General features: G+C 66.0%; 11 protein-coding genes. 6 read left to right on the top strand and 5 right to left on the bottom strand.

Annotated features, from left to right (window positions below; all coding sequences use genetic code 11):
* Positions 1–12 precede the first annotated feature (12 nt).
* The 3 genes from TX79_RS18610 to TX79_RS18600 form a co-directional block, all read right to left on the bottom strand.
* Positions 13–804 carry a DUF7260 family protein gene (locus tag TX79_RS18610; RefSeq protein ID WP_049929157.1) on the bottom strand — a complete coding sequence of 264 codons (792 nt, stop codon included), beginning with the start codon at positions 802–804 and terminating at the stop codon, positions 13–15.
* Entirely contained in the window at positions 801–1,691 is an 891-nt protein-coding gene (locus tag TX79_RS18605; protein WP_049929156.1) for a DUF7551 domain-containing protein, read from the bottom strand. The genes TX79_RS18610 and TX79_RS18605 overlap by 4 nt, the downstream gene beginning before the upstream one ends.
* Positions 1,692–1,940: 249 nt before the next feature.
* Positions 1,941–2,138, bottom strand: a complete 198-nt coding sequence (locus TX79_RS18600) for a hypothetical protein (RefSeq protein WP_004215684.1) — start codon at positions 2,136–2,138, stop codon at positions 1,941–1,943.
* Between the two features lie 228 nt (positions 2,139–2,366).
* Between TX79_RS18600 and TX79_RS18595 the strand changes: the two genes are divergently transcribed.
* On the top strand, positions 2,367–2,675 hold the full coding sequence (locus TX79_RS18595; protein WP_049929154.1) for a non-histone chromosomal MC1 family protein: 309 nt from the start codon (positions 2,367–2,369) through the stop codon (positions 2,673–2,675).
* Between the two features lie 230 nt (positions 2,676–2,905).
* Here TX79_RS18595 and TX79_RS18590 read toward each other — a convergent pair whose 3' ends face one another.
* The gene (locus tag TX79_RS18590) at positions 2,906–3,631 is read right to left on the bottom strand and encodes a bacteriorhodopsin (protein WP_049929153.1); all 726 of its coding nucleotides are present in this window, start codon (positions 3,629–3,631) and stop codon (positions 2,906–2,908) included.
* A gap of 2 nt (positions 3,632–3,633) precedes the next feature.
* The gene (locus TX79_RS18585) at positions 3,634–5,274 is read right to left on the bottom strand and encodes a methyl-accepting chemotaxis protein (protein ID WP_049929152.1); all 1,641 of its coding nucleotides are present in this window, start codon (positions 5,272–5,274) and stop codon (positions 3,634–3,636) included.
* A gap of 365 nt (positions 5,275–5,639) precedes the next feature.
* Here TX79_RS18585 and pheA point away from each other — a divergent pair, with 365 nt between their 5' ends.
* The 5 genes from pheA (at position 5,640) to leuS (ending at position 11,024) form a co-directional block, all read left to right on the top strand.
* Positions 5,640–6,458 carry a prephenate dehydratase gene (pheA, locus tag TX79_RS18580; RefSeq protein WP_049929150.1) on the top strand — a complete coding sequence of 273 codons (819 nt, stop codon included), beginning with the start codon at positions 5,640–5,642 and terminating at the stop codon, positions 6,456–6,458.
* Positions 6,459–6,543: 85 nt separating this feature from the next.
* Positions 6,544–6,936, top strand: coding sequence for a hypothetical protein (locus TX79_RS18575; RefSeq protein ID WP_049929149.1), 393 nt, complete (start codon positions 6,544–6,546; stop codon positions 6,934–6,936).
* Between the two features lie 49 nt (positions 6,937–6,985).
* Positions 6,986–7,447, top strand: a complete 462-nt coding sequence (locus TX79_RS18570; RefSeq protein WP_049929148.1) for a peroxiredoxin — start codon at positions 6,986–6,988, stop codon at positions 7,445–7,447.
* Between the two features lie 66 nt (positions 7,448–7,513).
* Complete coding sequence (locus tag TX79_RS18565) at positions 7,514–7,930, top strand: Hsp20/alpha crystallin family protein (protein WP_049929146.1); 417 nt, start codon at positions 7,514–7,516, stop codon at positions 7,928–7,930.
* Positions 7,931–8,063: 133 nt separating this feature from the next.
* Positions 8,064–11,024 (top strand): leucine--tRNA ligase, encoded by a 2,961-nt coding sequence (gene leuS / locus TX79_RS18560; protein ID WP_049929144.1) that lies wholly within the window; start codon positions 8,064–8,066, stop codon positions 11,022–11,024.
* Position 11,025 lies beyond the last annotated feature (1 nt).

The raw sequence follows: 11,025 nt of genomic DNA, 5'->3' as shown, positions 1-11,025 counted from the left end.
CGAGCGACCCAGTTAGACCCGTCGCGTGAGGTGATCCCGGACCGTCCGCTGGCAGTCGGCACAGACCTCCTCGAGCCGAAGGGCCGTCGTCAACACGGGATGTGCGGTCGAAAACTCCCGGTAGAGGAAACCGGCGACCGTTCGCTGGCGGACGCCGGCGCTGCCGTTGTACGTCGCCGTCTCCTGGAGGACCGACTGTCGCTCGCGCAGGAGGTCCCGACAGCGCTCGCGGTGGCGCTCGAGCGTCTCGTGGCGCTCGCGAAGCGCCTCGAAATCCAGTTCCAGCAGGGGGGTCTCGTTCGCACGGCAGAGCCACGCCGTGATCACGTCGATATCGGATCGGGCCGCCTCGAGCGAGTCGGCTTCGCGCTCGAGCGCCAGGTCGAACGCCTCGAGTTCGGCCCGACGATCGGCGGTCGCCGAGGTGACGGCACGCTTGACCTGCGGGGTGAACGCGCCGTCGGTTCCGGGGGCTAGCGCGACGGCGATATCGCGGCCGAGTTCCTCGCCGATCGTCTCGAGCAACGGTTCGTCGTCGGCGTCGGTCACGCTGTGGGGCCGGATCGTCTCGGCGAACGACTCCCGGACCTGCCGGCACCGGTCCGCCGTCGAGTCCGAGCGATCGATGGTCGTCACCATCCCGCCGTCCGTGAGACGTGGCTGGGTCGGCGTGTCTACCTCGACCGGGTCGAGGTCGGCGACCTCTTTGGCGAACCGCTCGACGCTCTCGCGGTGGGCCGCGACTTGCTCGCGTTCGCCGTCGACGCGGTCGATCGCGCGGTGAACGAGGGTTTCGACGGTCATGGTTCGGGCTCCGGGGAGGCGTGGATCAGGCCGTTCGACGACGTCGCCTCCGTCGAGACGTCGAGTCGCCACGTCGCGGACTCCTCGGAGAGCCGTTCGACCGCGGAAATCTCGAGTTCGCGGTCCGGCCGTCGGCGCAACACGTCGAGGACGATTGGCAAGGTGACGAGCCGTTCGTCCGAGTCGCCGAACGCGTACTCGTCGAGCGTGACGGTCCACGACCCGGCGGTTTCGTCGGCGTCATCGGAGTCGGGATCGAGCGTGAACGCCTCGAGGACCGTCGCCGCCTGGAGTCGCGACAGCGCCGACTCGAGCGGTTCCTCGTCGGCGGGACCGGGCGGAAGCCGGTTCGCGCTCGCGAGCAGGATCTCCCGTTGCTCGTCGGGGTCGAGGGAGTCCTCGAGTTCCGTCGCCATGCTCTCGATCAGGCGGATACAGAGTTCGTCCGGCCCGTCGACGGATTCGGCGACCGAGAAGTAGGTGTCCATGATCGCGTCTTCGACGTCCGTGTACGACGACGCCGCGACGCTCTCGAAGACCGCGCCGGCGACGGTGTGACAGAAGTCGATCATCGACGCGCGGTCATCGAGTGGGTCCTCGGTCTCGGACGATCGGCGGCGCTCCGGGTCCGAGTCTCGCCCGGCGGCCGACCGCTGACAGACCACGACGTCGTAGTAGGGCACCTGCGGGTCGTATCGTCGAAGGGCGGCCCGATACTGCTCGGTCGCTCGCGCAGCCGCTCGAGCGGTCGGGCGCGTGTCGAACGTGAGCCCCGCGGCGGGAACCGGCCGTTCGCCCGTCCGGCCGCAGACGAGCACGTAGTCGCCGGAATCGCTGGCTATCGATTCAACGTATCGCCGAATGTCGTCGAGTGTCGCGCCGACCATTTTAGGCTAACCTAAAGCAAGGCGAGTATAAAATAGTTAGGTAGACCTAAAACCTGTAGCGGTCGTGGGGAGCAACCCATCGCACTCGGGCCGATATCACACCAACATAGCAGCCTGGGCCGGCCATATCGCTTCCGAAATCGGCCCCCAGCCGACTCGAGCGCATCGATTCGAGTGGCGTCTTACCGACTCGAACGAACGCCACCAGAACAGACCACGACGGCAAGCGCGTAGACGGCAGCGAGAGAACTAGAATTCGTGTTCGACGTCGTCTTCGTCGGCTTTCTGGATGATGATCTTGCCGTCTCGGACCCGGACGAACACCTCGTCACCGATGTCCATCCCCGCGACTGCGAGTTCGTCCTCGTGGAGGTTGAGGTGGACGTTGTGGTAGTTGCCGTCTTCGTCTTTCGCACCGCTCGGACTCAGCTTCTTTTTCCGTACCATCGCGGGATTCTATGACGAACTTCGCCGTAGGATATACTTAAGTGTTTTCTACGACACGGCCACTGATACGTCGGAGTACCAACGACACTGAGTCGGGAGAACAGCGTCCGTGACGCTATTGCGGAGCAATAGTGCACCCCACGCACTTAAAAATACCGACGCTGTCGGTCGGTTTTCAGGGATATCTTTATGTCGGGCCGTGTGCTGGGTTGACACGGAGGCGAAACCATGGTACGTGAAGACGGTAAGCGAAACTTCGCACTGCGCGAGTCGGATGGTGAGGAAACTAGCGTCTTTTCGGGGAACACGCCACGGCAGGCAGCACTGAAAGCGGCCCGACGGCTCGAGCCCGGACCGAGCGAGGAGGAGGCCGATCGGGTCGAACTCCGACTCCGCGAGAAGGGGACCGACAAGGTACACATCTACGACGGCTGGGCCTGGGAAGAGACGGCACCCGACGACAAACCCGACTGGATGCCCGACGAGATCACCGAAGCGAACGTCTCGAAGAAAGGGATCGAACACCTCGAGGAGTGAGGAGCGGACCGGTCGTTTTTGCGTCGCGATATCCACGAACGCCTCGAGAGCCGTGAGTGCAACGGCGCTGGGCCTCGAGTGACGAAGTAATCGAGAAACACGGTCGCGTTCTACCGAAACGAACCGCGAGTGAAAACGAACCGAGAGCCGTCCGTTCAGACGGTTTCCTGTACGTCGTTTCCGGCGCACCCGCCCGGGTCGCGGGTGCGCCGGTACATCGGCAATCCGTCTCAGTCCGCGGGCTGGGAGTCGCCGGCCTCGACCCGCTCGAGGGAGCCGTCGTCACCGGCGGCTCCGGCCTCGGCGGTGTCCTCGAGTGCGTCGGGGCTACGTAGAACGATGCCTCCGAAGCCGATCACGAGGATCCCCTCGACGTAGATGAGCGAGATCTGGCCGACGAAGTCGTCGACGAGACCCATGCCGGAGATGAGGCCGTTGACGACGAGACCGATCCAGGCGAGTACGACGAGATACTTGAGTTTGTTGAAGAGCAGGCGACGCTGGGGCGACTGCGTGTTTACCACGTGCGTGTACGGTCCGAACAACACGTAGATACCCGCGAACAACAGGGCAATCGGGGTTAACGATCCCACGGTTGCGAGCACGCCGTCGAGGAACCCGGCGACGTACGTGATCCAGACGCGACCCAGCACGATGGCGTACAGGACCCCTGTCAGTCGCGTGCCGACGCCGGCGACGGCAGCGATGACGTAGATGATCGGGAGCCACAACCCGGTGTACCCGAGGAAACGGACGAGGTCAGTGGTACCGCTGTTTGTGAACTCGATGGCAGTCATCACGACGTACGAAACGGCCATCGCACCGGCCGCAATCGTCACCACGTAGCCGTAGCGTCGACTCTCGGGCGAGAGCGAACGCGACCAGACGAGGAACGCGAGCGTCGTGACGACGAACACCAGCGCCGAGATGGCGAGGAGCTGATTGGCGTCGAGCACGGTCAGTCACCCCCCACGCTGCCCGCGGCGGTCGGATCCGCCCGTCCGTCCTCTGCGAGCGTGAACTCGTCGATCAACCGTTTCAGGTCCTCGGCGTTCTCGCCGAGATCCCTCGCGGTCTGCGAGACCGTATCGATCGTCGCGCTCGTCTCTTCGGAGGCCGCCGCGGCCTGCTGGGCCGTGTTGCTCGTCTCGTCGGCGACGTCGGCGACGTCGTCGACGATCACCGACAGTTCCTGTGCGGAGTCGGCCTGATCGTCGCTCGTCTGTGCGATCTGCTGGATGCTCGCGTCGACGGCGTCCATCTCGTTCGAGACCGTCTCCAGACGCGACTCGAGGTCGTCGACGATCGCGGCCGTCGTCTCCATGTTGTCGTCGACTTCCGAGATCTCGTCGGCCGTCGTCTGGGTGCGTTCCCGGATCGACTCGAGGGTCGCCTCGATGTCGTCGACGGCGTCCATCGTCTCCTCGGCGAGCGATTTGATCTCGTCGGCGACGACGGCGAACCCGCTGCCGGCGTCACCGGCGGTCGCCGCCTCGATCGACGCGTTCAGTGCCAGCAGGTTCGTCTGGTCGGCGATGTCGTCGATCAGGGCGATGATCTCCTCGATCTGTTCGGTCTCCCGGGAGAGTTCGTCGGCCGTCTTCACGACGGTCTCGGTCTTGTCGGCCAGTTCGTCGATCGTCTCGGCCGCCTCGCCCGCGAGTTCCTGTCCGTCGTCGGTGAGTTCGGACACCTGCTGGGACTGATCGGCGATCTCGTTGGTCGTCGAGGCGACCTCCTCGGTCGCCGCCGAGAGTTCGCTGACCTCGCCGGCCGCGTCGTCCAAGTTGCCCGACTGCTCGGCGGCACCGTCGGCGATCTCCTGGACGGACTCGGCGACGTCCTCGCTAGCCGTCTTGATCTGCTGGCTCGAGTCCTCGAGTTCGACCGAGATCGACTCGACGGTGTCGACCGAGGTCTGAACCTGGGCGATGGTCTCGCCCATCCGGTCGAGCATCTCGTTGAACGACGTGGCGATCGCTTCGATCGCCTCGTCCTCGACCTGCGGTTCGAGTCGCCGGCTCAGATCGCCCTCTGCACAGGCGTCCATGACCTCGGAGAAGCGTTCGGCTTCGGCGACCAGACGCTCGTTCTGCCGTTCGACTTTCTCGCGCGTCTGCTGGACGCGTTCGCGCTCCTCCTCGAGTTCTTCGGCCCGCTCTTCTGCCTCCTGCTGGGCCTGCTGGGCGCGCTGTTGTTCCTCCTCGAGGTCCTCGAGGGTCTCCTCTAGGGAGTCGCGCATCTCCTCGATCGAGCCGTAGAGCCGGCCGATCTCGTCGATGCGGTCGGACTCGAGGTCGACGTCGAACTCGCCCTCACCGATCCGTTCGGTGCGCCGGCTGAGCCGGCGAAGCGACAGCGAGACGTTGCCCCCGAGGACGATCCCCAGGAGGCCGAGGTTCATCAGGAACACGACGACCAGCCCGGTGATGGACGCGATCGCCCGTGCCTGGGCCTCCTCGGCCGGTCCCGTCACGGCGTGTCTCCCCAGTATGACCGCGATGAAGAGGGTGACGCCCATGACGATCCCGACCATCGCGGCGATTTTCGCACTGTACTGCTCGCGTAACCGATTCGGAGTGAACGTTTCGAGTACCATCGTAGCCCTGCCCGAGTGAGCCCACCGTCGTGACGGCAGGCGTCGGCTAGGTGAAGCGACTGTCAGGGATGCAGATAACTGTTATCGCCGAAACGGGACGAGTTCGACGTGTCTATCAACCTAGTAATGAGTGCGGTCTGGAACGATCCCTCCGTTCTCAGTACAAGTGCGTTCACGAATGCCCGTATTCACACACCGAACTCTGGTCGTGTTCGCCAGCTATTATGTCGTCGATCGACGCCAGACGGTATCTCGAACCGCTGGCATGAATCGAACTCGACCGTTCGTTTCGGTGCCTTCACCCGGGAGAGCGACCGGCAGGGAACCCGACGGTCTTTTGACGGTCTCGCCGCTACGAGGGGACGATGGCTGCAGTCACACTCGGGCCCGAAGGAACCTACTCACACCGGGCGGCGCGTGCGATCGCCGACGGCGACGCGATCGCGTTTCGGCAGTCGGTCACCTCGATCGTCGACGCCGTCGCGGCCGGCGAGTACGACCGCGGCGTGATCCCCATCGAGAACAGTATCGAGGGCTCCGTCACCGAGAGCCTCGACGCCCTCGCGGAGTACGACGTCGCCGTCGTCCGCGAGATCGTCACCCCCATTCGCCACGCGTTGCTCGCTCAGGGTGAGGAATTCGACACGGTCGCCAGCCACTCCCAGGCGCTCGCCCAGTGTCGGACCTACCTCGAGCAGGAGTACCCCGACGCCACGCTCGAGGCCGTCGCCAGCACGGCCCAGGGCGTCGAGTTCGCCCGCGAGGATCCCTCCGTCGCGGGGATCGGCCACCCCGCGAACGCCGACGGCGGGAACGGCCTCGAGGTACTCGCCGAGGACATCCAGGACCAGGATTCGAACGCGACGCGCTTTTTCGCGCTCGCGCCCGCCAGCGAACGATCCGAGGGTGGCGGCAAGACCTCGATCGTCGTCTATCCCGACGTCGACTATCCCGGATTGCTGCTCGAGATGCTCGAGCCGTTCGCCGAACGGGACATCAACATGGCCCGCGTCGAGTCCCGGCCGAGCGGGCAGCGACTCGGCGACTACGTCTTCCACATCGACATCGAAGCCGGACTGTACGAAACCCGGACGCAGGAAGCCCTCGAGGAGATCGAGGCCCTCGCCGCGGACGGCTGGGTGCGACGGCTCGGCTCCTACGATACGGAACACGTCGTGGAGTGACGGCCGGCGGGAACACGTATCGAGACCGGCCGGTTCCCTCGCGTTGGGAAGACCGTTTATGTACCGATGGTCGTTGCTGTGGGGTATGGCAACGACACGGGACGTTCCCGATCCGGCCGAGTACGAGTGGGACTTCGAGAAACGCGGTTCGGTGGGCATCTGGTTCATGAAGGGCTGGCAGGGGTTCGCCGACGAGGACCTCGAGGCGGCCAGCGAACACTACCGAGAGCGAGGGAGTCGACCGGACGTCGAGGCGACCCTCGCCGTCTTCGGCGACGCGACGACCCTGCCCAAGGAAACCCAGGAGTACATGGGCGAGGCGTGGTCCGCCAACGGCGAGTACACCGGCGTCGACCGGATCGGCTTCGTCTCCAGCGGGATCGCCGCGATGGCGGTCAAATCGCAGGTCGAGGTCGACGGCGCGGACGTCGAGAGCTTCGACGACCTCGAGGCCGCCCTCGAGTGGGCGTCGGCCTAGCCCGTCGGCCACCGAAAGCCGTTTCCGCGCGTTCGCAGTACGCTCCCGTATGTCACTCGAGGAGGGTACGGACGCGCCGACGGTCACCGCACGGAATCAGGACGACGAGACGGTCACGCTCGCGTTCGACGAGCCAACCGTGCTCTACTTCTACCCGAAGGACGACACGCCCGGCTGTACGACCGAGGCCAGCCAGTTCCAGCGCGAACTCGAGAGCTACCGCGACGCCGGCGTCTCGGTCTACGGCGTCTCGGTCGACGACGTCGACTCCCACGCGGCCTTCTGCGAGCAGGAGGGCCTCGAGTTCGACCTGCTGGCCGACCCCGACGGCGAGGTGGCCGCGGCCTTCGACGTCGAGCGACGGGGCGGCGACGGACCGACCGCCCGGACGACGTTCGTCCTCGCCGACGGCGAGGTGCAGGCGGTCTACGAGAACGTCGATCCGGACGGCCACGCCCGCGAGGTGCTGTTCGACGCGCTGGACGCGGGACTGGTCTCGCTGCCGGAGTGACGCCGCCGTTCATTGTGACCGTCCGTCGCGGGCAGATTTATCCCGATCCAGGCCCTACGGAACGATATGCGAGGGAACCCGTTCGACGAGTTCGAGAACGTACTCGATCGGCTGAGCCAGCAGGTGGAGCAAGGGATGGGCGGCGGCCTCCAGGTCCCGGGGTCGGTCCCCGTCGACGTCGTCGACACCGGCGAGGAGTACGTCGTCACGGCCGACCTCCCCGGCTACGAGACCGACGACATCGAACTGACCCTCTCTGACGGCACGCTCCGCCTCGAGGCGAGCAAAGCCGAGAGCGAGGAACACTACGAGGGCCAGTACGTCCGCCGCGAGCGCAGCAAGACGACGGCCAACCGTCGGATCCGGCTCCCGGAACCCGTCGAGGAGGATTCGGTCTCGGCCGGCTACGAGAACGGCGTCCTGACGGTCCGCCTGCCGAAGGTCGGCGGCGGCGAGGAGTCCAAAGAGATCGACATCGAGTGACGCGATGGCGCGGCCGGTCGCGACCGCTCCCGTCGCGGCGACCCGTTCCGTTGCGCGCGGCCGCCACTATCGCCACCGGTTCGTATCGCCCGATGTGGGAGTGCTTTTACCGGAGCCGACACAACGAGGGGGTATGAGCTACGACCCGCAGGAACTCGAGGCCGAGTGGCGCGAGCGCTGGGCCGAGTCGGGGCGGTACGAGGCCGACCCCGACGGCCGCGACGACGAGGCCGGCGAGGCGCGACGCGCCTCGAATCGGTCGAGCGGTGACGATGAGGAACCGCGAGACGCGACGTTCGTGACGGTCCCCTACCCCTATCCCAGCGGCGGGATGCACATCGGGCACGCCCGAACCTACACCGTCCCGGACGTCTACGCCCGGTATCGACGCCAGCAGGGCGATAACGTCCTCTTCCCGATCGGCTGGCACGTTACGGGCACGCCGATCATCGGTGCCGTCGAACGGCTCAAGAAAGGTGAAGAGGAGCAGCTGTCGGTTCTGCGGGACACCTACAACGTCCCCGAGGACACCCTCGAGGAGCTCGAGACCCCGATGGGCTTCGCCCGCCACTTCATCGAGAACCACTACAAGCAGGGGATGCGCCAGCTCGGCCTCTCGATCGACTGGCGTCGCGAGTTCACGACGAACGACGAGCGCTACTCGAAGTTCATCACCTGGCAGTACGAGACCCTCAAGGAGCGCGGCCTGCTCGAGAAGGGGCTGCACCCGGTCAACTACTGTACGAACGAGGAGCAGCCGGTCACGACCCACGACCTGCTCGAGGGCGAGGACGCCGAGTACCAGGAGTACACCCTCATCAAGTTCCGCGCGTCGCAACGCGACGCGGAACGAGCGAGCGGTGACGGGACGGAACCGCGAGCCGAGGACGACGGGACGATCTATCCGATGGCCACCCTCCGCCCCGAGACTGTCCGCGGGGTGACCAACGCCTACGTCGACCCCGACGCGACCTACGCCCGCGCGATCGTCGACGGGGAGGAGTGGATCGTCTCCGAAGAAGCCACCGAGAAGTTCGACCTGCAGGCCCGCGACGTCAGCGTCGAGGAGACCTTCGAGGGGGCCGAGCTGGTCGGCGAGCACGTCACGAACCCCGTCACCGGCGAGGAGATCCTGATCATCCCCGCCGACTTCGTCGACACCGACAACGCGACCGGCGTCGTGATGTCCGTCCCGGCCCACTCGCCGGACGACTGGGTCGCCCTCGAGGAGGCCAAAGCGCGGGCCGACGACCTGACCGAGTACGGCGTCGATCCCGACGAGGTGCGCGCGATCGAGCCCCGGGCGATCCTCACCATCGAGGGCTACGGCGAGTTCCCCGCCCGCGACGCCGTCGAGGAGCACGGCGTCGACTCGGCGAACGATCCCGCCCTGGAGGAGGCCACCCAGGAACTCTACAATCGGGAGTTCCACCAGGGCGAACTCATCGAGGAGTACGGCGAGTTCGCCGGCGAAGTGATCGAGGACGTCCGCGACGAACTGAAAGCCCACTACCAGAGCCAGGGCGCGTTCGACTCGATGTACGACTTCGCGGAAGAGGTCGTCTGTCGCTGCGGCGGCGACGTCGAGGTCTCCGAGCAGGAGACGTGGTTCTTGCGGTACAACGACGAAGCGTGGAGCGAGAAGGTCCTGCGGGCGATCGAGAACCTGGACGCGATCCCGGAGACCACCCGCGAGCAGTACACCCACACCGTCGACTGGCTCGAGGAGTGGCCCTGCATCCGCAACTACGGTCTGGGAACGCGGCTGCCATGGGACGACGAGTTCGTCATCGAACCCCTCTCGGACTCGACGATCTACATGTCCTACTACACCATCGCCCACCGGCTGGAGGACGTCCCACCGGAAGCGATGGACAAGGACTTCTTCGACACGCTGTTCTACGGCGCGGACGCCGTCGACAACCCCGACGAGCGCGCGCTGGAGCTGCGCGAGGAGTGGGACTACTGGTACCCCGTGGACTACCGGTGCTCGGCCAACGACCTGATCTCGAACCACCTGACCTTCTTCCTCTACCACCACGCCGAACTCTTCGAGGAGGAGCAGTGGCCCCAGGGCATCACCAGCATGGGGATGGGCCTGCTCGAGGGCGAGAAGATGAGCTCCTCGAAGGGCCACGTCGTCCTCCCCGACGAGGCCATCGAGGAGTACGGTGCCGACACCGTGCGCTTTTTCCTGCTCAACAGCTCCGAGCCGTGGCAGGACTTCGACTGGCGGGCCGACGAGGTCGGCTCGACCCGCGACCAGCTAGAGCGGTTCTGGAACCGTGCGATCGACGTTATTGAGGCTCCCGAAGGCGAGCGGGACCTCGAGACGATCGACCGCTGGCTGCTCGCCCAACTGCAGGAGACCGTTCGGGACGTGACGGACGCCATGGAGCGCTTCGAGACCCGCACCGCCAGCCAGCACGCCTTCTACCGCTTCGAGGAGCACCTCAAGTGGTACCGACGGCGCGCCGACCTCGATCGGCCGGGTTCCCGGTGGACGCTCCGGACGGTGCTCGAGACGCGGCTGCGGCTGCTGGCTCCCTTTATCCCGTTCATGGCGAACGAACTTCACGAGCGGCTCACGGGCGAACCCGCCGAGGACGTCCCGTGGCCCGAGCCCGTGCCGGAGTTCGAGGATCGGGCGGTCGTCGCCCAGGAGAGCCTGGTCGAGGACGTCTTAGAGGACGTGCGCGACATCGTCGACGTCACCGACACCGATCCCGAGACGATCCGCCTGTACGTGGCGGCCGACTGGAAGCGTGACGTCCTCGATACCGTAATCGACGTCGGCCCGAACCAGGGGCAGGTGATGGGCGAAGTGATGCAGAACGACGAGCTGCGCGAGAAGGGCGACGCCGTCAACCAGCTCGTCGGCGACCTCGTCTCGTTCGTCCGCGAGCGCGACGACGAGACGCTCGCGACCCTCTCGGAGATCGACGAGCGCGCGGTCTACGAGGAGGCCGCCGACTTCCTCGCCCGCGAGTTCGACGCCGACGTCGAGGTGTATGCCGAGGACGGCGACCCCGTCGATCCCGACGGGAAGGCGAGCCAGGCCCAGCCGTTCCGGCCGGCCATCCACCTCGAGTAGG

Origin of the sequence: Halopiger goleimassiliensis, from assembly GCF_000455345.1 — an archaeon.
Lineage (GTDB): Archaea > Halobacteriota > Halobacteria > Halobacteriales > Natrialbaceae > Halopiger_A > Halopiger_A goleimassiliensis.
This window is presented reverse-complemented; position numbering and strand designations above follow the sequence as displayed.

What these genes read in the sequence shown, in the direction of transcription:
- TX79_RS18565 (WP_049929146.1), top strand. Translation starts at nt 7,514, where the DNA reads ATGCGAGGGAACCCGTTCGACGAGTTCGAGAACGTACTCGATCGGCTG.
- TX79_RS18595 (WP_049929154.1), top strand. Translation starts at nt 2,367, where the DNA reads ATGGTACGTGAAGACGGTAAGCGAAACTTCGCACTGCGCGAGTCGGAT.
- TX79_RS18570 (WP_049929148.1), top strand. Translation starts at nt 6,986, where the DNA reads ATGTCACTCGAGGAGGGTACGGACGCGCCGACGGTCACCGCACGGAAT.
- TX79_RS18575 (WP_049929149.1), top strand. Translation starts at nt 6,544, where the DNA reads ATGGCAACGACACGGGACGTTCCCGATCCGGCCGAGTACGAGTGGGAC.
- TX79_RS18610 (WP_049929157.1), bottom strand. Translation starts at nt 804, where the DNA reads ATGACCGTCGAAACCCTCGTTCACCGCGCGATCGACCGCGTCGACGGC.
- TX79_RS18605 (WP_049929156.1), bottom strand. Translation starts at nt 1,691, where the DNA reads ATGGTCGGCGCGACACTCGACGACATTCGGCGATACGTTGAATCGATA.
- pheA (WP_049929150.1), top strand. Translation starts at nt 5,640, where the DNA reads ATGGCTGCAGTCACACTCGGGCCCGAAGGAACCTACTCACACCGGGCG.
- TX79_RS18585 (WP_049929152.1), bottom strand. Translation starts at nt 5,274, where the DNA reads ATGGTACTCGAAACGTTCACTCCGAATCGGTTACGCGAGCAGTACAGT.
- leuS (WP_049929144.1), top strand. Translation starts at nt 8,064, where the DNA reads ATGAGCTACGACCCGCAGGAACTCGAGGCCGAGTGGCGCGAGCGCTGG.
- TX79_RS18600 (WP_004215684.1), bottom strand. Translation starts at nt 2,138, where the DNA reads ATGGTACGGAAAAAGAAGCTGAGTCCGAGCGGTGCGAAAGACGAAGAC.